The 23,592-nt window shown below is 65.4% G+C and carries 17 protein-coding genes and 1 tRNA gene; 9 read left to right on the forward strand and 9 right to left on the reverse strand.

The annotated features are described in order from the left end of the window. Positions 1–261: 261 nt before the first annotated feature. Entirely contained in the window at positions 262–2,088 is a 1,827-nt protein-coding gene (gene glmS / locus ACQR1L_RS26145; protein WP_434860792.1) for a glutamine--fructose-6-phosphate transaminase (isomerizing), read from the reverse strand. 231 nt (positions 2,089–2,319) lie between these two features. On the opposite strand from glmS, the gene ACQR1L_RS26150 reads away from it, so the two are divergent. Beyond that, positions 2,320–2,544, forward strand: coding sequence for a hypothetical protein (locus ACQR1L_RS26150; RefSeq protein ID WP_434860793.1), 225 nt, complete (start codon positions 2,320–2,322; stop codon positions 2,542–2,544). Positions 2,545–2,554: 10 nt separating this feature from the next. On the opposite strand, the gene glmU is transcribed toward ACQR1L_RS26150, so the two are convergent. Further along, positions 2,555–3,901, reverse strand: a complete 1,347-nt coding sequence (gene glmU / locus ACQR1L_RS26155; RefSeq protein ID WP_434860794.1) for a bifunctional UDP-N-acetylglucosamine diphosphorylase/glucosamine-1-phosphate N-acetyltransferase GlmU — start codon at positions 3,899–3,901, stop codon at positions 2,555–2,557. Between the two features lie 164 nt (positions 3,902–4,065). Here glmU and ACQR1L_RS26160 point away from each other — a divergent pair, with 164 nt between their 5' ends. Both ACQR1L_RS26160 and ACQR1L_RS26165 read left to right on the forward strand, forming a co-directional pair. After that, positions 4,066–5,361, forward strand: a complete 1,296-nt coding sequence (locus ACQR1L_RS26160) for a hypothetical protein (protein WP_434860795.1) — start codon at positions 4,066–4,068, stop codon at positions 5,359–5,361. A gap of 109 nt (positions 5,362–5,470) precedes the next feature. Next, the gene (locus ACQR1L_RS26165; RefSeq protein WP_434860796.1) at positions 5,471–5,851 is read left to right on the forward strand and encodes a hypothetical protein; all 381 of its coding nucleotides are present in this window, start codon (positions 5,471–5,473) and stop codon (positions 5,849–5,851) included. On the opposite strand, the gene ACQR1L_RS26170 is transcribed toward ACQR1L_RS26165, so the two are convergent. Next, a complete protein-coding gene (locus tag ACQR1L_RS26170; RefSeq protein ID WP_434860797.1) occupies positions 5,811–7,385 on the reverse strand; it encodes a beta-(1-6) glucans synthase in 1,575 nt (524 codons plus the stop codon). The genes ACQR1L_RS26165 and ACQR1L_RS26170 overlap by 41 nt on opposite strands. 421 nt (positions 7,386–7,806) lie before the next feature. Here ACQR1L_RS26170 and ACQR1L_RS26175 point away from each other — a divergent pair, with 421 nt between their 5' ends. Both ACQR1L_RS26175 and ACQR1L_RS26180 read left to right on the forward strand, forming a co-directional pair. Continuing rightward, on the forward strand, positions 7,807–8,376 hold the full coding sequence (locus tag ACQR1L_RS26175; RefSeq protein ID WP_434860798.1) for a beta-1-3, beta-1-6-glucan biosynthesis protein: 570 nt from the start codon (positions 7,807–7,809) through the stop codon (positions 8,374–8,376). Between the two features lie 338 nt (positions 8,377–8,714). Next, a complete protein-coding gene (locus ACQR1L_RS26180; protein WP_434860799.1) occupies positions 8,715–11,417 on the forward strand; it encodes a glycosyltransferase in 2,703 nt (900 codons plus the stop codon). 27 nt (positions 11,418–11,444) lie between these two features. On the opposite strand, the gene ACQR1L_RS26185 is transcribed toward ACQR1L_RS26180, so the two are convergent. Beyond that, complete coding sequence (locus tag ACQR1L_RS26185; RefSeq protein WP_434860800.1) at positions 11,445–12,548, reverse strand: acyltransferase family protein; 1,104 nt, start codon at positions 12,546–12,548, stop codon at positions 11,445–11,447. 414 nt (positions 12,549–12,962) lie between these two features. Between ACQR1L_RS26185 and ACQR1L_RS26190 the strand changes: the two genes are divergently transcribed. Together ACQR1L_RS26190 and ACQR1L_RS26195 are read left to right on the forward strand one after the other, a co-directional pair. Next, positions 12,963–13,038, forward strand: a tRNA-Lys gene (locus ACQR1L_RS26190). Positions 13,039–13,199: 161 nt separating this feature from the next. Beyond that, positions 13,200–13,631, forward strand: coding sequence for a metallophosphoesterase (locus ACQR1L_RS26195; protein WP_434860801.1), 432 nt, complete (start codon positions 13,200–13,202; stop codon positions 13,629–13,631). Positions 13,632–14,123: 492 nt separating this feature from the next. Here the strand turns inward: ACQR1L_RS26195 and ACQR1L_RS26200 are convergent, their stop codons facing one another. The 3 genes from ACQR1L_RS26200 to ACQR1L_RS26210 all read right to left on the reverse strand — a co-directional run bounded on the left by ACQR1L_RS26200 (position 14,124) and on the right by ACQR1L_RS26210 (position 15,901). Next, positions 14,124–14,444, reverse strand: coding sequence for a hypothetical protein (locus tag ACQR1L_RS26200; RefSeq protein WP_434860802.1), 321 nt, complete (start codon positions 14,442–14,444; stop codon positions 14,124–14,126). 97 nt (positions 14,445–14,541) lie between these two features. Then, positions 14,542–14,955: a hypothetical protein gene (locus tag ACQR1L_RS26205; protein ID WP_434860803.1), complete on the reverse strand. Its 414-nt coding sequence runs from the start codon at positions 14,953–14,955 to the stop codon at positions 14,542–14,544. 385 nt (positions 14,956–15,340) lie between these two features. Then, positions 15,341–15,901 (reverse strand): hypothetical protein, encoded by a 561-nt coding sequence (locus ACQR1L_RS26210; RefSeq protein WP_434860804.1) that lies wholly within the window; start codon positions 15,899–15,901, stop codon positions 15,341–15,343. Between the two features lie 1,125 nt (positions 15,902–17,026). On the opposite strand from ACQR1L_RS26210, the gene ACQR1L_RS26215 reads away from it, so the two are divergent. After that, entirely contained in the window at positions 17,027–17,656 is a 630-nt protein-coding gene (locus tag ACQR1L_RS26215) for a LysE family translocator (protein WP_434860805.1), read from the forward strand. 313 nt (positions 17,657–17,969) lie between these two features. Here the strand turns inward: ACQR1L_RS26215 and ACQR1L_RS26220 are convergent, their stop codons facing one another. Beyond that, a complete protein-coding gene (locus ACQR1L_RS26220; RefSeq protein ID WP_434860806.1) occupies positions 17,970–19,607 on the reverse strand; it encodes an isocitrate lyase in 1,638 nt (545 codons plus the stop codon). Positions 19,608–19,753: 146 nt separating this feature from the next. Between ACQR1L_RS26220 and ACQR1L_RS26225 the strand changes: the two genes are divergently transcribed. Continuing rightward, positions 19,754–21,220, forward strand: a complete 1,467-nt coding sequence (locus ACQR1L_RS26225; protein WP_434860807.1) for a helix-turn-helix domain-containing protein — start codon at positions 19,754–19,756, stop codon at positions 21,218–21,220. Between the two features lie 13 nt (positions 21,221–21,233). Here ACQR1L_RS26225 and ACQR1L_RS26230 read toward each other — a convergent pair whose 3' ends face one another. Beyond that, positions 21,234–23,240 (reverse strand): acyltransferase family protein, encoded by a 2,007-nt coding sequence (locus ACQR1L_RS26230; protein WP_434860808.1) that lies wholly within the window; start codon positions 23,238–23,240, stop codon positions 21,234–21,236. Between the last annotated feature and the right edge of the window lie 352 nt (positions 23,241–23,592).

The raw sequence follows: 23,592 nt of genomic DNA on the forward strand, positions 1-23,592 counted from the left end.
GCGCGAATAAAAAACGGTGTCGTCCCGGACAAGCCCGACAACGCGACAGCGTTGGCGGGCGCCGATCCGGGACCCATACCCCCAGGATGTGGTTTGAGGCAGGCTGGTGCATGGCAGCGCTGCCAGCCATGAAGCGCGTTGGTTATGGATCCCGGCGTTCGCCGGGATGACACTGAATTTGCGGGCGCTGCGTCGCAACTAACGCCTCCGGCTTCAAGGCGATGCGAGAGCATCGTCCTGAAACCAGCCGCAAGCGGTGCCCTACTCCACCGTCACCGACTTCGCCAGATTGCGCGGCTGGTCGACGTCCGTGCCCATCACCACGGCCGTATGATAGGCCAGGAGCTGCACGGGAATGGCGTAGACGATCGGCGTGAAGGTCGCGGCCATGTCGGGCATGGTGATCGTCACCAGCGACTCCACCGTCGCCTCCTCGGCGCCCTTGGCGTCGGTCATCAGGATGATGTTGCCGCCGCGGGCGGCGACCTCCTGCATGTTCGACACGGTCTTCTCGAACACCTTGTCGTACGGCGCGATGACGACGACCGGCATGGTCTCGTCGATCAGCGCGATCGGGCCGTGCTTGAGCTCGCCGGCGGCATAGCCCTCGGCATGGATGTAGGAGATCTCCTTGAGCTTCAGCGCACCTTCGAGCGCGAGAGGATACGACGTGCCGCGGCCGAGATAGAGCACGTCCTTCGACTTGGCGATCTCGCGCGCCAGCTTCTCGATCTGGTGCTCGGTCGTCAGCGCCGCCGCGATCAGGCGCGGCACCTCGACGAGGCCATGCACCAGCTTGGTCTCGTCGGCCTCCGACAACTCGCCACGGCCGCGGCCGGCGGCAATCGCAAGCGCCGCGAGCACCATCAACTGGCAGGTGAAAGCCTTGGTCGAGGCGACGCCGATCTCGGGACCTGCGAGCGTCGGCATCACGATCTCGCTCTCGCGCGCGATCGTCGAGGTCGGCACGTTGACGACCGACAGCGTATGCACCCCCTGCGACTTCGCGTAGCGCAGCGCTGCCAGCGTATCGGCGGTCTCGCCCGACTGCGAGATGAAGATCGCGAGATCGCCCTTGCGCAGCGGCGCCTCGCGATAGCGGAACTCAGAGGCGACATCGAGCTCGACCGGCACGCGCGCGAAGCGCTCGAACCAGTATTTGGCAACGAAGCCGGCATAGCTCGCGGTGCCGCAGGCCGTGATCGAGATGCGCTGAATGTCCTTGAAGTCGAACGGCAGCCGCGCCGGCAGCATCACGCGCTCGGTGCCCATGTCGACGTAGCGCGCGAGCGTGTGGCCGACGACCTCCGGCTGCTCGTGAATCTCCTTAGCCATGAAGTGGCGGTAGTTGGCCTTGTCGACCAGGAACGACGACGCGCCCGACTTCAGCACGTCGCGCTTCACCACCGCGCCCGAGGCATCATGAATGATGCCGGACTCGCGGGTGATCTCGACCCAGTCGCCATCGTCGAGATAGCTGATAGTGTCGGTGAACGGCGCCAGCGCGATCGCGTCCGAGCCAAGAAACATCTCGCCGTCGCCATAGCCGAGCGCCAGCGGCGAGCCCTTGCGGGCGCCGATCAGCAGATTGCCATGGCCCTTGAACAGGAAGGCCAGCGCGAACGCGCCCTTCAACTGCGGCAGTGACGCAGCCACCGCCTGCTGCGGCGATTGCCCCTTCGAGAGATAGGAGTTCACGAGGTGGACGACCGTCTCGGTGTCGGTCTCGGACTCGAACGCGGCGCCCTGCTTTTCCAACTCGGCGCGCAGTTCGCGGAAGTTCTCGATGATGCCATTGTGCACGACTGCGACACTGGCGGTCGCGTGCGGATGCGCGTTGCTCTCGGTCGGCTTGCCGTGCGTCGCCCAGCGCGTATGACCGATGCCGGCATGGCCTTTCAGCGGCTCCCGCTCCAGCCGCTTCTCGAGATTCTTGAGCTTGCCCTCGGCGCGCCGCCGCTCCAGATGATCGCCTTCGAGCGTCGCGACACCGGCTGAATCATAACCGCGATATTCGAGGCGCTTGAGGGAATCGACGAGATGCTCGGCGACCGGCCCGCGTCCCAGGATCCCGATGATTCCGCACATCCGCGTTAGTCCCCAAATCGTCGAGAGAGATTCAAATGCGTGGCATTGTCTTAACGAAAACCGCGCGCTTTCAGGATTCAATAATTATTGCGGATTGCGACAGGGTTAAGTGGAAGCCTTAACCGCGCCGGCCAATGCGCAACTCCGGTTCGATGCGGAGGCGTAGCTGAACGCCGGCTTAACGCCCGATCAACGCTTCCACGGCGACACTGTCGTGTCGGAGAGGACGCCATGACCTACAACCGCCGCCCAACTGATCCCAAGGGGACCACCTCGCTCAGCCTGTCGCACCCGTCCGGAAGCCATCTGGCTCACTGGCCGCCGCCGACCATGGGGCATGAGCTCAAGCCGATGCCGATCAGGCATCACACCAATGAGCCGATCAAGCACGCCACCCGCCGTGGCTGGCGGCTGACGCGCGAGATGTTCGCCGAGTTCCTCGACGAAAAGGACTGACGGGCCAATCTCATTTCTTGGAGCGCGACTTCGCGCTCCGGAAACGCGCGGCCGCGCCTTCCTTCGTGGTCTGCGGGCTGCGCTCCAGCGCCAGCGCATCATCCGGCACGTCGCGCGTGATCACCGACCCCGAACCGATATAGGCGCGCGCGCCGATGCTGATCGGCGCCACCAGCGAGGTGTTGGTGCCGATGAAGGCGCCCTCGCCGATCCGGGTCTTGTGCTTGTTGAAGCCGTCATAATTGCAGGTGATGGTGCCCGCGCCGATGTTGGAGTTGGCGCCGACATGCGCGTCGCCGATATAGGACAGGTGGTTCACCTTTACGCCGGGCTCGAGCACCGCGGCCTTGGCCTCGACGAAATTGCCGATCTTCGCGCCGTCGCCGAGCGAGGTGCCCGGCCGCAGCCGCGCGAACGGGCCGAGCAGCGTGTTGCGGCCGAGCGTCGACTGCACGATGTGGGAAAAGGAATGCACGACGGCGCCGTCGCCGATCGACACGCCCGGCCCGATCACGACGAACGGTTCGATCGTCACGTCCCGGCCGAACGTCGTGTCGGCGGACAGATAAACGGTCTCGGGCGCGATCAAGGTCACGCCGGCGTCCATCGCCGCGCGGCGCAGCCGGGTCTGCATCACGGCCTCGGCCTGCGCGAGCTGCGCCTTGGTGTTGATGCCGCGCACCTCATCCTCCGAGGTCTCGATCACGACAGCGTCGAGGCCCTGCTCGCGCGCAATCGCGACGGCGTCGACGAGATAATATTCGCCCTTGCTGTTGGCGTTGCCGATCTTGTCGAGAATGGCCAGCGCCCGACGGCCGTCCATCGCCATCACGCCGGCATTGCATAGCGTGATCGCGCGCTCGGCCTCGCTTGCGTCAGCCTGCTCGCGAATCGCGACCAGCTTCGTCCCATCCATCAGCAGCCGTCCATAGCCGGTCGGATCGGCCGCGCGGAAGCCGAGGACGGCGAGCGCCGCGCCGTGCGCGAGCGGCGCCCGCAGCCGGGCGAACGTCTCGGCCGTGATCAGCGGCGTGTCGCCGAACGCGACCAGCAGATCGTCGGCGCCCCGTGCGATCGCGTCCCGGGCAGCCAGCACCGCATGCGCCGTGCCGAGTCGCTCACGCTGGACGAAGATGTCGGCATCGGGGCGCAGCCGCCGTGCTTCCTTTTCGACCGCAGCGTGATCAGGCCCCACGACGACGGCGACGCGGGCGCCCTCTCCTGACGGTGTGGCCGCCAGGACATGGGCGAGCAATGATTCGCCGGCGACGGGATGCAGCACCTTTGGAACGCTCGTGCGCATCCGCGTGCCCTCTCCCGCCGCGAGCACGATGGTCAGACTGGAACGAGCGGTCATCAAACACCCCGGGAGATAGCTGAGCGGCACATGGGTCGAAGTCCTGGGCCGGTGTCTTCGGCCGCTGTCATAAAGCGTTTTCCGCCAGCGGCAAACCGCACCGGCTGAAACCTATGCGGGTTTTCCTGTTAATGTCCGCTTCGTGATTCGATTAAGGCAGGTTCATGGCTAAGGACTCCCACAAATCAGTCGTCGCGCATGGAGCTGAGAAGACGGGCGGATCGCTGTCCGGACTGTTTGCGGATGAAAACGACTTCGACCGCCGCGCGATGTGGCGGCTCGGCTGGTGGGGTGCGGGCGCGGTCGGTGCCGTCGGCTTGGCCGTGTTCGCCAGCCAGGCCGCACAGGGATGGCGGCACGACCGTATTTCCGCGGCCGAGCTGTCGCGCCAGGCGCAACTGCTGCAGTCCTTGGCCCGCGAGACGCAGGGCGAGGCCCGCCAGCTCGGCGCGGCCATCGAGACGCTGAACAGCGACCGCGACCGGCTTTACGCACGCGTCACCGTGCTCGAGCAGGGACTGGACTCCGTCACTGGAGCACTCGCCAAGCAGAGCGCCCAGGCGAGCGCTCCGCCGCCTGCCGCCAGCAAGCCTGCGCCTGCCCCCCAGATCGCGACCGTGGAGACGCAACCTACGACAGCTCCGGCGCCCGGTTCCAATGCACCGGCTCCATTGCCGGCCTTTGCCAATGCCTCGCCGTTCATGCCCATCCCAGGCGGAGCCGCCGGACTGAGCCAGCCGGCCACGCCGTCGGCGATGGCGAGCGCCGACCGGACCAGCCGGGAACCGGCAAAGCCGGCATCCGCCGCCGCGCCCCCACCCGCTTCGCCCGTGCCTTCGGCAGCGACGGTCGCGCCTGCGCCCGGCAAGCCGGCCGAACCGGACAAGCTCGCGAAGGCGGAGCCGGCGGACACTGCCAGCGCGAAAAGCAGCGATGCGGCCGAGACCGCCGTGACCGCCGTCGAAAAGACCGAGTTCGCGGTCGATCTCGGCGGCGCCAACTCGCTTGCGGGCCTGCGCGCGCTGTGGCGCGATCTCGTCAAGACCAATGCCGATCTCGCCGCGCTCCGGCCCATCGTCATCCTGAAGGAAGGCCGCAGCGGTCCGGGCATGCAGCTGCGGCTCGGTGCTGGTCCCCTGGGCGATGCGGCGGGCGCCGCCAGGATCTGCGCCGCTCTTGCCGAGAGCCAGCGCCCTTGCGAGACCACCGTCTATGACGGCCAGCGCCTGGCCATCCGGGACGAGCCCGAAGCGGCCGAGCCGGCCAAGCCGGCGACCCCCGCGGCCGCCTCCCAGAAGTCATACCAGCAGCGCCGGCGCCCGCCCTCGCCGCAGGCCCAGCAGCGCCATGGCAAGCGCGAGGAGCCGCCGGCGCCTGCCGCGGCCCCGCCGCCGCCGCCGGCTGAAGCCCCGAAGCCCGAGCAGCCCTCGACGCTGTCGTCGTTCTTCCGCCGCTCCTGAAAGCTCAAATCATCGAGGTTCCGAAGACGGTTGCAGCGGATTGTGAAAGCAGTCCGCGAACCGGCTTTGCGGCTTGTCGATAGCTTCGTTCCGCAGCATAGTCCCGCGCATGAAAAAGACCCCGTTCCGCCTCTCGCCCTATCAGGTGCAATGGCTCCTGATCGTCGGCTTCGTCACCGTCGGCTATGCCCTCTATTTGCGCTATCTCGCGATCGAGCTGTCGAGCGTTGCGCTTGCCTGCGACGCAGGGATGCAGACGCTCGCCTGCAAGAGCCGGGCGGTCGCGACCACGCTGTTCAAGAATTCGGTGTTCGGCGCCACCGCTCTCGTGATCGCGGTGCTGCACGTGATGCGGCCGTCGATCGTGCTGCTGACCGGCGGGCTCATCGCCGCCGGCCTTGGCATCGTGCTCTACAACATCGTGCTGTCGGGCCTGGCGATCGGCCTGCTCATCCTCGGCTTTGCACGGCCCGCGCCCGCCACAGCGTAAACGCCAAGGTCAGGTACATCGCGCAGGTCCACAGCGCCTGCCAATTGTCGCGGCCCTCGTTGTAGATCACATAGACCGAGGAGATCGCCAGCAGGCCGGCGAAGCTCGCTTCCGCGATCGGCCGCGGGCCGTCCGCCGGCCGGTTGCCGAGCAGCATCGCGAACGGCACCACGGCCATGGTGAGGCTGGCGAACGGGAAGTCGCGGTAGCGCGGATCGAAGACGAAGCCGAGCGCGGTCTCGGCCGCGATCAGCACGGTCACCACCAGCACCAGCCCCAACGCATAGGTCAGCTTGAGCTGCTTGCGGCCGTCATTCGGCCCGAGCAGGTCGAGGAAGGTCGGCAGCGGCCGGCCGGCCATGATGGCGTTGGCCGCCAGGATCGGCGCCAGCACGCCGGCCGCGAGCAGCGCGCCCCATTGCAGCCAGCCGCCGATCCCGAGGCTCTCATAAAACATCTTGTCGGCCGCCATGCCGAGCAGCACGCCGCCGGTGGTCGCGGAAATTCCGACCCCGATCCAGGCCGAGATGTGCGGCGGCCATGGCCGGCGGCGCACCGTCAGCCAGCCGGCGAGGAAGACGATGAAGGACAGGATCATGCCGGCGCCCATCTGCATCTTCCAGAGCGGATAGTTGCTGACGGGCTCGCCCGGCGGATATTTCAGCGCGCGCGTATCGTCGCTGATCAGGCCCCAATAGCCGCCCACGGTGCCCTCGAGCTTGCGCTTCCACGGCTGGTCATAGGCCTCGATCAGGTTGACGCGGAAATTCTCGCGCTTGGCCAGCGACAGGATCTCCGACACCACCCGCGCCTGGTTGGCGCGCGACGGCAGCGCGCCCTCGCGCATGCGGCCCTCGCTCGGCCAGCCGGTCTCGCCAATCAGGATCTCCTTGCCGGGAAACGCCACGCCGACTTGCTGGCGGATGGTGTCGACATGGGAGGCGGCGAATTTGGCGCGCACCGGGATGTCCTCCCAATACGGGAGAATGTGCACGGTGACGAAGTCGACGATGTCATAGAGCTCGCGGTTGCGCAGCCAGAACTCCCAGACGTCGGCATAGGTCACGGGAACCTGGACCTGCGCCTTGACGCTGCGGATGGTCGCGGCGAGGTCGGCGGTCGTCATCTCGCCGCGCAACAGCACCTCGTTGCCGACGACCACGCCGGTGATGACCTTCGGATAGCGCTTGATCAGGTCGACGGCGATGCCGATCTGCTGCTGGTTCTTCAGCTTGTTCGAACCGAGCCAGATGCCCTGGATGACCTTGATGCCGACGCGGGAGGCGATCGCCGGCACCTGGTCGAGGCCGTTCTCGATCGAATAGGTGCGCACGCATTCCGATATCTTGGCGAGTTGCACCAGATCCTGCTCGATCTGCTCGGCATCGATATGCGTGGTCGGATCGAGCGGGCTCTGCTGGCCGCGGAACGGCGCGTAGGAGACGCACTGCACCTTCGAATCGAGCTCGATCGGCGCGCGGGCGAGCGTGATGGGCTTGGCCAGCCACCACCAGGCCGCGGCGATGACACCCAAGGATACGAGCAGAAGCGCCAGCGGCGTAGGGAGGGATTTCAGTTCCGTGTCTCCAGGCAGGTGGTGTCGATTACCCGGTCGGCGGCGATCTGCCAAGTAGGCGATCGAACAGGCGATCGGCTAGGCGATCCGCGGAGGCTGACGTGGCGCCCTCCCCGTCTCCAATCAGGCCTTTACGATGCGGCGAGAAAGTTGGCGCGTTGCTGGACAAAATCCGAGATTCCGGTCATTGGGAATCCCCGGTTGATCTGCCCGTCGCGCTCGAAGTTCTGAGGTGCCGTTCATGCGCCCGTTAGGAACGTCATTTTAGGAACGGCATGCGACGGACGGAATCAACCTCCCGCCGCAATCGGGGCCGATTTGATCGGCATCAATACTGCGTCCCCCAGGGGACGGCATGAAGGCAACAATCGGGGAATTTATGGGTCGACGCGTGCTCCAGTCCAAGTTTTCGGTTTCGCGCCTGGTTGCGGCCGTGGGCCTCGCGGTCCTGGTCGGCGTCCCCGGCGCCTTCGCCCAGAGCGGCAACGATCACCCCCAGGACCAAAAGCCGCAGGCATCTAGCCCGGCCGATCTCAAGGAAAACCAGCGCAAGGCCGATGAATTCAACGAGGCCGCGCAGGCGCTGAGCGGCGGACCGGCCGGCAATCCGGAATGCGTCTGGCTCGGCCGGCGCGTGGTGCAGCTGATGTACCGCGACGACCTCGATACCGCCTTCCGCCACCTCGACCTCTATGACCGCTTCGGCTGCCCCGGCGGCCACATCCAGGCGTCGTTCCGCTGCCTGACGCGCTTCGTCGGCCAGATCGACGACAAGGTACCGAACTCGCTGAACAACCACGTCCACACCTGCTGGGTGAACCCGGAGGCTAAGCCGCAGGTTGCAGCGGCGCCCGCGCCCGCCGCGACCCCGGCGCCCGCCGGCTCGCCGCAGGCGGCCCAGCCGGCGGCACCGCAGGCCGCGCCCTCGCCGCAGCCGGCCAAGCAGTAAGCCTGCCTCAGGCGCCCCTGCCCGGCCTCGCGCCGGCAGGGCCGTTGCGGACGAATCGCGGCCCCGCCGCAGTTGTCTATTCGCGCTGCAGCGTTATCGTGTCGCAGGCGGTTCGGCGTCGATCTGTCAGGCGGTTCAGCGCTCGTTCAGTGATGAACCCGCCTTAATGTGACCACCGGCAAGGCCAATGACGGACCTGCCGGTGTCTGATCGAAGCCGCGCTTCGCCTGACGTGCCTGGGCAGCACGCAGGACGGGCGCACTGCCGGTGTTCGCCGCGCGTTTCCCGCGCCGGAACAGCCGCTCCTCTCTCTCCCGCCCGCCACGGTGTCCCGCCAGATGCGCTTGATCGCAGCCGTCATCCTGTTCGTCACCGCAGCCCATGCCGCGCTGTGGGGCGTCCTGCAAACCAAGCAGAGCGCGCCGGATTTCACCGGCATGCTGCCGAGCGTCTCCTACGATCCGCACGAAGGCACCGCGCATCCCGACGTCGACACCGTCGCCTCGCCGGAGCGCATCCGAGCCGACATGAAGAAGCTCGCGACGATGACGCGCGCGATCCGGCTCTATTCGTCGACCGGCGGCCTCGAGCAGGTGCCGCCGCTGGCGGCCGAGGCCGGACTGAAGGTCACGCTCGGCGTCTGGCTCGACAAGGACACGATCCGCAACGAGAACGAGGTCGCGACCGCGATCAAGCTCGCCCGCCGCAACAGCAACGTCATCGGCATCGTCGTCGGCAATGAGACGCTGTACCGCGGCGAGCTCAAGCCGGACGAGCTGATCGACTACATCAAGCGGGTCAAGAAGTCGGTCACCGTCCCGGTCACGACCGGCGAGATCTGGAACCTGTGGCGCGACTATCCGCAGCTCGCCTCCAACGTCGACTACATCGCCGCGCACGTGCTGCCCTATTGGGAGTTCTTCAACAGCACCCAGGCCGTCGACCAGGCGGTCGACCGCTACCAGGTGCTGCGCGACAAGTTCCCCGGCAAGCGCGTCGTGATCGCCGAATTCGGCTGGCCCAGCCAGGGCTACAATCGCGGCATCTCCGATCCCGGTCCGTTCCAGCAGGCCTGGGTGCTGCGCAACTTCGTCGCCCGCGCCGAAGCCATCGGCATGGACTACAACATCGTCGAGAGCATCGACGTGCCCTGGAAATATTTCGAGGGCGGCGTCGGTCCCTATTGGGGCCTGCTCACCGCCTCGCGCGAGGCGAAGTTCTCCTGGACCGGCCCGATCGTGAACCCGGATTACTGGAAGCTCGCGGCCATCGCGCTGCTCGTCGGCGTGCTGCTGTCGCTGCCGATCGTGCGGCTGCGCCAGCCGACAATGATGCAGGCGATGGTGCTGGCGATCACGGCGCATGGCGTCGGTGCCTGGGTCTCCAACGTCTTCGCCTATTGGAACACGCATTATTTTGTCTGGGGCTCGACCTTCGCGCTGACTCTCGGCCTGATCCTGCTGGTGCCGTTGATCCTGATCGCGATGGCCCGCATCGAGGAGATCGCTGCGATCGCCTTCGGCCGCGCGCCGCGCCGGCTGCTCACCCGCGACAAGGTCGCGCGCGAGCGCGCCGCGATGCCGGAGGGCTACTGCCCGAAGGTCTCGATCCACGTCCCGGCCTATTTCGAGCCGGTGGACATGATGAAGCAGACGCTGGATGCGCTGGCCCGCCTCGACTACCCGAACTACGAGGTCGTCTGCATCATCAACAACACGCCTGACCCTGCGTTCTGGCAGCCGATCCAGGACCACTGCCGCATGCTCGGCGAGCGCTTCAAGTTCATCAATGCCGAGAAGGTCAAGGGCTTCAAGGCCGGCGCGCTGCGCATCGCGATGGAGCGCACCGCGGCCGACGCCGAGATCATCGGCATCATCGACGCCGACTATGTCGTGACGCCGGACTGGCTGTCCGACCTCGTGCCGGCCTTCGCCGATCCCGCCGTTGGCCTGGTGCAGGCGCCGCAGGAGCATCGCGACGAGGATCTGTCGCTGATGCACTACATCATGAACGGCGAATATGCCGGCTTCTTCGACATCGGCATGGTCCAGCGCAACGAGGAGAACGCGATCATCGTGCACGGCACGATGTGCCTGATCCGCCGCGCGGCGATGGACATGGCCGGCGGCTGGTCGAGCGACACGATCTGCGAGGACACCGACCTCGGGCTGGCCATCCAGGAGCTCGGCTGGAAGACCCATTACACCGCCACCCGCTACGGGTCGGGCCTGCTGCCCGACACCTACGAGGCCTTCAAGAAGCAGCGCCATCGCTGGGCCTATGGCGGCTTCCAGATCGTCAAGAAGCACTGGCGCCGCTTCCTGCCCGGCAAGAGCCGGCTGACGGCGGACCAGAAGCGCGAGTTCTCGCTCGGCTGGCTCAACTGGCTCGGCGCCGAGAGCCTCGGCGTGGTCGTGGCGATCCTCAACCTGATCTGGGTGCCGATCGTGGCCTTCGCCGGCATCGCCATCCCCGACAGGATCCTGACCATCCCGATCATCGCCGCCTTCGTGGTCTCGCTCGCGCACTTCCTGATCCTCTACCGCCTGCGCGTCGCGGTCCGGCCCTGGCAGATGTTCGGCGCGATGATCGCCGCGATGTCGGTGCAATGGACGGTCAGCCGCGCCGTGGCGCAGGGCCTGATCACCGAGCACCTCGCCTTCGCCCGGACGTCCAAGGGCGGCCTGTCGCGGATGTCGATCGAATTCCAGGCGTTCTGGGAGGCCGTGATCGGCGCCCTGCTCCTGATCGGCGCCGCCATCCTGATCACCACCAATTATTTGGCGATCACCGAGCTCTACATCTTCGCCGCCGTCCTGATCCTGGAAAGCCTGCCGTTCCTCTCGGCGGTCGCCATCGCCGTGCTGGAGATGTCGCGCATCAATTCCTTCGAGTTCTGGCGCTACACCAGGGTCCGCACCGCCGAGCTGATCGGCCTGCGCCCGGTCTGGGTGCCGGAGCTGGCGGGCCCGGGCATGCTGCAGCCGATGCAGCCGGCGCCGCTGAGCGCGGCGGCGACCAAGGTGCCGGAGAAGGTCTGACGCGCACCTCGTCCGCTGCGGGGGGGATCAGGCGCCCGTGCCGAGCCGCGGCGCGGCCTCGGCCAGTTCGCCGCGACCGCTGTCCGTCGCTCTCCGCCGGCCAGCCCAGGCGCGGATCGCCTGCCCCATGCCCGCATCGGGCTTGCGCAGCGGCTTGTCGACGAGGTGATAGGCCAGCACGGCCGCCGTGAGCGAGATCGCGACGTGGGCCACGCCGGCGTTCAGGTCCGGATACGCCTTGAACAGCGAGCTGCTGACCACGAACAGCACGGGGTAATGCAGGATGTACAGCGGGAAGCTGAGCTCGCCGAGATAGTCGAACATTGCTGCGACCCGGCCGCCGACATGGCCGATGCGATAGAATACGAGCATCAAGGTGCCGATCCAGGCGATCGCATTCACGGCCGCAGAGCTGACATTGGTGACGTCGAAGAACCGGGCCTGGGTCGCGATCGAGGCGAGCCCGGCAAGGCCGAGCCAGAGCAGATAACGCCGGTGGCCGGGATGCGCATAGGCGATCCAGCCCGCCAGCCACGCCCACAGCATCACGATGCCGGTCAGCCAATAGGAGCTGCCGCCGGCGACATATTCGTTGCGGAACAGCGGCCAGGCCACGAACAGCACGCTGGATGCGATCATCAGCGCCGGCACGTGCGGCCGCCCCTCCAGCTTCCGGAACAGCGGCGCCAGCAAATAGTACACCGCCTCGATCGACAGCGACCATGCGGGATAGAGAAACCCGATCATGATCGGCAGGAACGCCTCCAGTAGCAACAGGCAGCCGATGAACTGCCAGACGCTCGGCGGCACCGGCGGCGTGCCGTAGCCGCCGGACAGGCCGAGCACCGACCAGCCGAACCAGCCGATGCCGACCGCCAGCGCGTTCAGCGGCAGGATCCGCAACAGCCGCCGGCGCAGATAGCCCTCGGGCCGCATCGCGATCGAATGGTGGATGCTGAAGCCGGAGATGACGAAGAAGCACATCACCGCCATCAGCCCGCTCCGGGTCAGGACCGGAATGGCGCGCTCGGCGGGCCCGAAATTGTAGGTGTGGTCGAACAGCACCCACATCGCCAGCAGAAATCGCAAGCCCCCCAGCACAGGCCAAAATTCGCGATGGGGCTGGATCATGTCGTTTCCTCGAGCGATGGCCGGGCGGCGGACGCCAGGACGGGCCCATGCACAGTCACATTCGGAAACAAACGCTAACGGGAGAACGGCCGCCAATCGAAGCGTTTCGCGGCCGCCAGCCCCTGTTTGGGTCCGCCTGTCACCCTGCGGCCACACCGCCGCCGCCCGGCACCCCGCCTGCACAGCCCCGATCGATCCCGCCGCCGGTCTGTGGGTCGCCACGCGCGCCTATTGACCCGACCGCACCCACCCCCTACACAGCGCCCACGACAGGACGCGGCCCACGGCCGGGGTTTGACCACTCCGCTCCCGGGACCCGCAGTGAACCACGGCGACGCCTCCAGCGTTCTGATGGTCACCTGCCGATGATCCGGACAGTGACGGTTCGAGCCGTCACACCGCTTCCTTGGAAGCGAGCGCGTAGCTCAGCCGGTAGAGCACGTGACTTTTAATCATGGGGTCCCGGGTTCGAGTCCCGGCGCGCTCACCACCCTTTCTTATCCCCACCACGATCCCCCCGCCCGACGCGGAGGAAAACGGAGACGACCAACCATCAACATCTTCTTCACGGCCGACCGCCATTTTGGTCACGCCCGTATCATCGAGCTGGCCAAGCGCCCGTTCTCCTCCGTCGCCGAGATGGACGAGATCATGATCGAGCGCCACAATCAGGTGGTGAGGCCGGGCGACATCGTCCACGATCTCGGCGACTTCGCCTTCGCCGACCACGAGCCTTACCTCCGCCGCCTCAACGGCCAGATGCACCTGACGCTCGGCAATCACGACAATTCGAAACGCGTCAAGGCCGCCCGGCATCTCTGGGCCAGCATCGAGAGCCTGCGCAACATCACCCTGCCCGACGGCACTCACCTGACCCTCTGTCACTACGGCCTGCGGGTGTGGTCAAAATCCCACCATGGCGCCCTCCACCTCTACGGCCACAGCCACGGCCGCCTCCCCGGCGACAGCCAGTGCTGCGACGTCGGCGTCGACTGCTGGGACTTCACGCCGGTGTCGATTGAGGAGATCAAGGCGCGGCTGGCGACCTTGGCGAGGCGGCGGGAGTCCGACCAACAAGCTTGATAGAAACCGACAGCGTCTCGTGCGTTCCGGCCCACCAGTTTTGTGCACTGTCACCGTTACACGAAGATTTACTTCCGTTCGACTTCATGGTCGGTGTAGTAGATCGGTGAAGGCGCAAGGCCGACATCCCGTTCAGTGATGTCGCAAAAGCGGACATCTGATTGCTCCGCAAATTGAAGCGTGGGCCAAGTCGGGATCGATCCAGCTAGCCGATGTATGGAAGGTTTCGCTCGCGAGAGAAGCCAAGAAGCGTGCTTCGGCCAACACCGCCAAAATCCAAGAAGCACGATTGCACATTGGAAGCGCCTGTTCGCCGATCTGACAGAATGAACCGACGCCCTTTCGTTCTTCGGCGTCGATGCGAGCATCCAGATTCGACGTCAATTATTGTAAGTCAACAGCGTACTTATGGAGATTGCTGGCCGCCAGATATTTCTCAGGCCAGCAAAACCTCCTAGCGAGCGCCTTATAAGATCCGGTCTCGGGATCTCGCTAACGCTCCGCAGTCGCTATCTGGTGGGCGACGATCGCTAAGCGCTGCCCCGCACCATCGGGGCTGTCGCCAAAAATATTCACCAGTAGGTCTACGACGTAACTCCGATCATAGACCGGCTCGGCATGACCGTCGGCAGTGAAATCCGGCTTCAAAGTTGTCAAGTGATCAGGCCAGTCTCCACTCGGAAACTTTTTCTTATTTTCTCTCCACCAATGCAGGATCGGCTTATCCGGATCATGACGACCCAAGCCATATCCCAGGCCGTTCAAAGTAGCCTGCAGATTTCGAAAAGTCACGGGATGCAAGGTCTTGGGCATGGCAAACCACATAATAAAGCCGATCCACGCTTATGCATGAATCGGCTAAAAAGCAACTTATGCTTGAATGACGACGGTCTTCAAGAGGCTGTTAGAGTTATGCTGCGCAATTTTCCATTTCGCGCTTTGCGAAAACAAAATTGGAGGCAAACTCATCTTCCTTCTTAAGCAGCGTCTCGAACTCTTTGAAGGACCGCTCAATTCGGTATGAAGCAGGGCAATTGTAAACCCGAGAAATATGCTCGCCCAGGGCGATCACGGCCTGCTCATACGCGGTCTTGAGCACCGAACTCCCAATGTGGAAGCCGCGAAAGTCGGGCGCAGTAAAGACGTGCGTCTTCCCGACCTCACGATAAACGAGGGTGACTTCGGCAGGAGGCATCGCGTGTGTCATGGGATTGACTTTCAAATCGTGCGGTAAAAATCCGGTTAACCCAACCGGGAGGCGGAAACAAAGTTCATTGGGAAAATAGCGATTCGGTGGCAATTTTTCAAGAAAAACTCTTGACAAGGCAATTTGCGAATCAAACCTGAGTGAGTCGAACCGGACTATTCACAAACCAATATCTTGGGGGGTATGTCAATGATACCCCCCGCCAATAGTGCTCAACCCGGACGTTAGTACCAAGTTTCTTAACCCTTCTGTTGCCTTCGGGTCACGGCGCCCTGAAATCGTAGCCAATTAACGCCCGCTATCCACAGCTCTCGCCCTGAGGTTGCACGCCTAATTAAGGAGCGTGTCTGAGGTCCGTGAGGTATCAACGTGACGCTTCAATTGCGGGACACCTGGAGATGATCTGACTCCTTGTCTCCATAGCTTGTCGTTGGAGACGCGATCGAGATGCGTGCACTATCTCCGCCACTGCCGTCACCGCCAGTTGCGGAAGGTCGGTCCCTCACCTCCCGGCAGCATCCGCCTCCAGCACCACCTTCGCCACGGGATAACGCCAGTCGTTCTTGGTATTGTCCGCGGCGGCGTCGATGCCGGCGACGATGACCGCGCCGAGGATGCCGCCGTTGGCGCCGCTGGCCAGGCGCGCCTGGCGTGTCGCGTCATAGGGCGCGACCGTGATCATGCGCTTCTGATAGCCGGGCTTCTGGCAGGTGACGGCCAGCGTGCTCGACTGTCCCCGATAGAGCGGCACGCGCACCTTGGCGGGGCTGGTCATGGTGGCGGTGAAACCGGAGGCTTCCAATGAGCAGGAGGCCCCGGCCATCTCGACCTCGCCGCTCTGTTCGGGATTGTGGAACGTCCGCACTTCCACAAGCTGGTCACCCGCGAAGTCGGGCGCGCTCGGGTCGGTCCGGCGCTTCTGTTCGTAGACGTCGATCCCTCGGCTGCCCGTCGTCGACCTGATGTCGGTCACGTTGTTGACCGCCAACGGTGCAGCACAGCCGCCAAGACACGCCGCTCCCGCGATGGCCAGCCCGCTGGCCATCCGACGCAAACCGTTCATTTGAGCCCCCACAGTACCCCACCTGTCTTTGCAGCGGTAGCAGGGGCCGACGGGGGGAACAATAGCCGCAACCTCGGGGGGAATGGAGCGACTATCAAAAACCGATGACGTTGCGGGCAGGACACAGTCGCAACCGTCCCGCCTCAGCGTCGAAGCTGTTCTGGCGGCGCTTCGGACCCGTGTGATAGTTGAGCGGGCCGAACTGCTGAAAGGATCATTGATGAAGGCGGACACTCGTCTTGCACTCGCGTGCATGGCGCTGATCGCCGTCCTGATGGTCCTGCTCCTGTCAGCCAAATATGAGGATTGCCGATCGCGCGGACGACCCGAGGCCGAGTGCTTGCGGCCAAGCCAGCTGCAGCCTACGACGTGGCGGCCCTGAGCGAGCCCGGCAAAGGTCTCCGCGGCAGCACCGGAACGCATGCGCCGAGAAATTTATTTCGCCAGCGCGCTCAACGCGATCACCCCTGTCCAGTCGCTAGCTCAAAAATATTCGTCTTCCTTTTTTCCGAATTTCATGATTGACTGTCCGCATCCCGTGCTCCTCGAGAGGGGCGGATCGCGATCGTCACGGACGTAGGGTGCGGGGAGCGGTGGCCGCGAGCTGGTTGCAGCGCGCGTTGCGTGCGGACGAACAGCCGGTCGCGGACATGAAATCGCGTGGTCCTGGCGCCCCGATGCTGGCGCCAAGTCCTGGGGGATGATGACCCCTCGGGGCGACGGTGGCTATCAAGCCGGACACCGGGGAGATCGCGTATAAATGTTAAGACCACCGCGCGGGGAATGCCGGATGTCGGCTGAACCTGTGGTGACTGCCGCCTGCTTTCTTGTCTGCAGGCGGGCCATGGGTTGCGGCCTGCAGCCCGGCATTCCCCGCGCCCTCTGTATTTCCGGGGGCGAGACGACCGGACAAATTCGGGCGCGAACGCGCCGCGATGACGGTCGAACACGTCCCCTGCCCTGATGTCCCTCGCGCGGCCCGACGTCAGCGCTTGCGCCATGCCCGGGCGGTTCTCGGCCACGTGAAGCGCGGCCGGCTATCGTCCGACGGTGCGGCGTGGAATGTTGGGATTTGTTTTTGAAAGACGCCGGCCGCCGTCGCGGCCGCGAACCCGGGAGCCGCCGATGTCCACTGCCTTCCTGCTGACGTCCCTGATCGTCGTCGCCTCGCCCGGAACCGGCGTGCTCTATACGCTGGCGGTGGCGCTGACGCGGGGATCGCGGCTGAGCATCGCGGCCGCGTTCGGCTGCACGCTCGGCATCATCCCGGCGATGCTGGCTGCGATCATAGGCCTCGCTGCGGTGCTGCACACCAGCGCGCTGGCCTTTGCCGCGCTGAAATATTGCGGCGTCGCCTATCTCCTGTACATGGCCTGGCAGACACTCGGCGAGCGCGGCGCGCTGTCCGTGGAGGCCAAGGATGATGACAAGCAGGATGCGGATGCACGCTCGGCCGTGCGTGTGGTGCTGACCGGCTTCCTGATCAACATCCTTAATCCAAAACTGTCGATCTTCTTCCTCGCCTTCCTGCCGCAGTTCATCGCCGCCGACGAGGCGCATCCGCTCGCCGCCATGCTGGAGCTGTCGGCCACGTTCATGGCGATGACCTTTGCGGTGTTCGTGGTCTACGGCCTGTTCGCGGCCGCGGTGCGCGATCGCGTCGTCTCCCGGCCCCGGGTGATGACATGGCTGCGCCGGGCGTTTGCTGGTGGCTTTGCGTTGCTCGGGGCGCGCCTGGCGCTGAGCGAGCGGTGAGGAGGTCCAGCCGAGGAGGAAGAGATGGCGACCCGGACCACGGCCTTCTCTCCTCACCCTGAGGAGCCCGCCGCAGGCGAGCGTCTCGAAGGGCGAGGCCCGACTGTGGCCTCATGGTTCGAGACGCGCCGCAAGGGCGGCGCTCCTCACCATGAGGGTTGAGATCGGAAGCCGGAGCACCTTGGTGATGAGCAGTGTGTTCGTCGATAGGGATTCGAAGAGCGCCCTGGAAATTCCGCGCAACAGCAAGACCCGCCTGGAGCGGTGCCGCTCCAGACGGGTCTCATCAGTTCAGCGGTTCACCCGGCAGAGCTCAGCCGAACTGGTTCATCGTGTTGTGCGCGCCGCCTGCCTTCAGGGCCTTCTCGCCGGCGAAATATTCCTTATGGTCGTCGCCGATGTCGGAGCCGGCCATGTTCTGGTGCTTGACGCAGGCGATGCCCTGGCGGATCTCGGCGCGCTGGACGTTCTTGACGTAGCCCAGCATGCCCTGCTCGCCGAAGTACTCGCGAGCGAGGTTGTCGGTCGACAGCGCGGCCGTGTGGTAGGTCGGCAAGGTGATCAGGTGGTGGAAGATGCCGGCGCGCTTGGCCGAATCCGCCTGGAAGGTGCGGATGCGCTCGTCGGCTTCCTTCGCCAGCGGGGTGTCGTCGTACTCCGCCTTCATCAGCTCGGCGCGGTTGTACTTGCTGACGTCCTGGCCCGCCTCCTTCATCGCGTCATAGACCTGCCAACGGAAGTTGAGGGTCCAGTTGAACGACGGCGAGTTGTTGTAGGCGAGCTTGGCGTTCGGGATCACCTTGCGGATACGGTCGACCATCTTGGCGATCTGCTCGATATGCGGCTTCTCGGTCTCGATCCACAACAGGTCGGCGCCGTTCTGCAGCGAGGTGATGCAGTCGAGCACGCAGCGGTCCTCGCCGGTGCCGGGGCGGAACTGATAGAGGTTCGAGGGCAGCCGCTTCGGACGCATCATCTTGCCGTTCTGGTTGATGATGACGTCGCCGCTGCGCGCGGTCTCCGGCGTCACTTCCTCGCAGTCGAGGAAGCTGTTGTACTGGTCGCCGAGATCGCCCGGCTGGCTGGAGAACGCGATCTGCTGGGTCAGGCCGGCGCCGAGCGAGTCGGTTCGGGTGACGACGATGCCGTCCTCGACGCCGAGCTCCAGGAAGGCATGGCGGCAGGCGCGGATCTTGGCCAGGAAGACGTCATGCGGCACGGTGACCTTGCCGTCCTGGTGGCCGCACTGCTTCTCGTCCGAGACTTGGTTCTCGATCTGCAGCGCGCAGGCGCCCGCCTCGATCATCTTCTTGGCGAGCAGATAGGTCGCCTCGGCATTGCCGAAGCCGGCGTCGATGTCGGCGATGACCGGCACGACGTGGGTCTGGAAGCCGTCGATCTTGGCGATGATCTCGGTCTCCTTCGCCTTGTCGCCGGCCTTGCGGGCCGCGTCCAGCGTGCGGAAGAGATCGTTGAGCTCGCGCGAGTCGGCCTGGCGCAGGAAGGTGTAGAGCTCCTCGATCAGCGCGGGGACCGAGGTCTTCTCGTGCATCGACTGGTCCGGCAGTGGACCGAACTCGGAGCGCAGCGCCGCGATCATCCAGCCGGAGAGATAGAGGTAGCGGCGGTCCGTCTTGCCGAAATGCTTCTTGATCGAGATCAGCTTCTGCTGCGCGATGAAGCCGTGCCAGCAGCCCAGCGACTGCGTGTACTTGGTGCTATCATTGTCGTAGGCGGCCATGTCTGCGCGCATCACGGACGCGGTGTAGCGGGCGACGTCGAGACCGGTCCTGAAGCGGTTCTGCAGGCGCATGCGCGCCACGGCCTCGGCGGTGACACCATTCCAGGTCGGGTTGGCCTCGAGCAGCGCACGCGCCGCCTCGACCTCGGCCTGGTAGGACGAGGAGCCTTGGAGAGCCTGGTCGTTCAGTCCACGCGGTTGGAAGTTCATGTCCGTGATCCCTTGGTTAAGGACAACCTGGGACCTGTTGTAAGCGCGCTGCGACAGCGGACCAGACATTGCGCGGAAAACTTGTCACACTTTACAAATCTCTCGTGTATAGCTGTAAGGAGCTTACAGACGGGAGATGACCGGCCATGAGTACCGCCACGGCACGCTCGATCTTCATGGGCCCGCGCCTGCGCAGGCTGCGCCGCGAGCTCGGCCTGACCCAGGCCGACATGGCCGCGGACCTCGAAATATCAGCGCCTTACGTCGCACTCCTGGAGCGGAATCAGAGGCCGGTGACGGCCGACATGCTGCTGCGGCTGGCCCGGACCTACAAGATCGATCTTGCCGATCTCGCCGGCGACGGCGGCGCCGACCATACCGCGCGGATGCAGTCGGTGCTGAAGGACCCGATGTTCTCGGACATCGACATCCCGGCGCTGGAGATCTCCGACCTCGCCGTCAGCTATCCCGGCATGGCCGAAGCCTTCCTGCGGCTCTACACCGCCTATCGCGAGGAGCAGCTGGCGCTGGCCGAGCGGGCGCCTGCGGTCTCCGGCGGCGGGCCGCTGCCAGAAGGCTTTGACGCCAACGATCCCGTCGCCGATGTCCGGCGCTTCCTCGCCGCCCGCCGCAATTATTTCGCGGGGCTCGACGACGCCGCCGAGCGGCTGGCGCAGGCGGTCTTTCAGGGCTCGGCCACCGGATCCCCGCAGGTCTCGGCGAGCCCCGCCGGCTTCATCGAGCGCTTTCGCGAGAAGCACAAGCTGCAAGTCCGCTACATGCCGCCGAACGTGATGCTCGGCTCGCTCCGGCGGCTCGACCTGCACCGTCGGCAGTTGCTGATCGAGGATTCGCTCGACAGCGCGAGCCTGAAGTTCGAACTGGCGCGGCAACTCGCTTATCTCGAGCTGGACAACGAGATCGGTGCAGCACTGGAGGACGGCAAGTTCGCCAGCAAGACCGCCGAGCTCTTGGCGCGGCGCGCGCTCGCCGCCTATGCGGCGGCGGCGATCATCATGCCCTACTCGATCTTCGCCAAAGCGGTCGATGCCAGGGCCTACGATTTCGAAGCCCTGGCGCGGCAGTTCGGCACCAGCTTCGAACAGACCGCGCATCGCGTCACGACCTTGCAGAAGCCGGGCGCCGAGAAGATTCCGTTCTTCCTGATCCGTATCGATCCCGCCGGCAACGTCTCGAAGCTGCTCGACGGCGCCGGCTTTCCGTTCGCGCGTCATGGCGGCGCCTGCCCGCTGTGGTCGGTGCACGGCATCTTCAAGACGCCGCGCCAGATCGTGACGCAATGGCTGGAGCTGCCCGATGGCCGCCGCTTCTTCTCGATCGCCCGCACCGTGACCGCCGGCGGCGGCTCCTATGGCGCGGTCCGCGTCGAGCGCGCCATCGCGGTGGGCTGCGCGGCCGAACATGCCGGGCAGTTGATCTACACGCGGGACGGCCATGGCCCCGACGCCGGCGCGCCGACGCCGATCGGCACCGCCTGCCGCGTCTGTCACCGGCCGAAATGCGCGGCGCGCTCGGCGCCGCCGATCGGCCGCGAGATTTTGCCGGATGATTTCAGGACGTCGTCGGTGCCGTTCGGCTTCTCGGCGGATTGAGATGACCCGGGCCTCAGCGATCCAGCGACGCCGGTGGGTTGCCGCTGACGCGCTGGGGCGTCGGCTGAAGCCTGTCGAGGAAGGCATCCAGTGCCGGCGCCAGCCGCTGCATCACGTAGAGCGAGCCCTCCGGCGTCAGATGCAGCGTGTCCCACACGATGGTCGTTTCGTCATCGACCTTCAGCGGGCACGGCCGGTCGCCGCACACGGAGTCGAGAACCGAGATGAAGCTGACATTGCGCTGGTGGGCGGCAAGCTGCTTCAGATGCGCATCGGCGGCGAAACTATCGGGCCTGACCTCCAGCGTTCCCTTCGTGGCAAGATGGGTCATCTCATAGCGCACCAGATTGGCGGCCAGCGGCAGGGCAAACTCGAGCGATTGCCCCAGCAGCAGCACCGGGACGCGCGCGGCTTCGGCGGCCGACAAGGTCGCGGACAGATATCCGTCGAATTTGCGGCTTCGCCCCGCGCCATCCCGCTCGGGCTGAACCGCGTAGAGTTCGAGATACGAGCGCCAGCTGCCGGACAGGATGACCGCGGCGATGCGGCCTTCGCGCAGCACGTCGCGCAATGTCGCGTTGACCTCGTCGCAATTCTTGGATTGGCGCTGGTGCAGATCGACGAATGGCGCGCAGGCTCCGGACGTCAGTTGCAGCAGGTTGACCTTCGACCCGAGATGCTTGCGCAGGGCCCAGGCATAGTGCGCGGCGGTGCTGTCGCCGAACAGCAGGACGTTCGGCCGATCGCCGACAGGCGTCAGGCACACGTCGCGGCGATAGCTCGCGAACGGATGATGCGGCTGCAGGAAGCAGGTGGATTCGCCATAGAACGGCGCCATGACGCCGACGTTGAAACGCAGCATGCGCTGCGCCGCCTGCGGAAAGCGCGCGGGAAAGCCGTTCTGCAGCACACCGACGACCCCGATCGCCAGCAGCAGCGTCGCGGCAGTCGCGATCAGGCCCGACGTCCTTGCTCCGTGCCACACCGGCTGGGTGCGCACCGGCTGCTCGACCAGGCTATAGGAGGCGTAGGCAAGGAGGAACGTGCCTGCGAGCAGCGCCGTGGTCGCGACCGGCCCCGCCCAGGTGATCGGCATTGCCGCCGTGCCCAGCACGAACACCGGCCAATGCCAGAGGTAGAGCGAATAGGAGATCTTGCCGAGGAAGAGCCCGGTGCGCCGGAATGGCAGCCAGATCGGCTGGCCCTCGTCGCGGCTGAAGGCCATCATGAAGAGCGCGGCCCCGAGACACGGCGGCAGCGCATGCAGCCCCGGGAATTTGGTGGCTTCCGTGAACGTCACGGCTGGCACCAGCATCAGCAGCACCCCGCTCAACGCCATCGTCCAACGCGCGCGGATGTCGGCCGGCGCAAAGCGATCGAGCAGATGGGCCAGCCCCCCGATCAGGAATTCCCAGCCGCGCAGCGCCGACAGGTAGAACGCTGCCGAGGCGGAATTCCTGATCAGGAGTTCGTTGGCGACGCACAGCGCCACGGTGCCGGCGAGCAGCAGGCCGAGCGAGACCCGCGAGGACGGATTGCGAAAGCGTCTGCTCCAGACGACGGTGAGCAGCGGGAACAGGAAGTAGAACTGCTCTTCGACCGACAGCGACCAGGTGTGGATCAGCACCTTGCCGACCGACGGCAGATCGAAATAGTTGGCCTGGAACCAGAAGAAGATGTTCGAGGAGAACAGCAAGGTCGAGACCGCGCTGCCGAAGAACATGCGGTAGTCGTCCGGCGGCGCCAGGAACCAGGCCCCGATCCCGGTGCCCAGCACCATCACGTAGAGCGCGGGCAGCAGGCGGCGGGCGCGGCGGTCGTAGAACGTCCAAAACGAGAAATCGCCGCGATGGATCCCCGCCCAGATCAGCCGGGTGATCAGGTAGCCGGAGATGACGAAGAAGATGTCGACGCCGACGAAACCGCCCTGGAAGCCGGGGATGCCGTAGTGGAATCCGATCACCAGGAGAACGGCGACGGCCCGGAGGTAATCGATGTCCGCTCGGAATCGCAGGTCCATGCCCCCGGCCGTTCCTTGTTCGCCGGCCGGGTCGCCAGCTCCGCAATTCCCGTAGATTTACGGGATGTGACACGCTCAGACGCAGACAGCAACCATCAGATACCGTTAGCAATGTATTGTAATGTGCAATGTGGCCCATGGGAGACAGGACAAGGGCCGGACCGCGGCCGTGATGCATCTGCGCGAGCGCTCTCCGTGTCGGCGGGCGAGCGCCCCGTCCTCGTCGGCTCGGCGACAGGGCCAAGGGAACAAATTCCCCGTCAGGGCAGCCCACCCTTGCGCAGGGGCCACAAACCGGACAAAGATTGCGCCAAAATGTCGCGGCGGAGGTGTTCCATGAGATACGTCGACG

This window comes from Bradyrhizobium sp. HKCCYLR20261, assembly GCF_051168435.1.
Classification (GTDB): domain Bacteria; phylum Pseudomonadota; class Alphaproteobacteria; order Rhizobiales; family Xanthobacteraceae; genus Bradyrhizobium.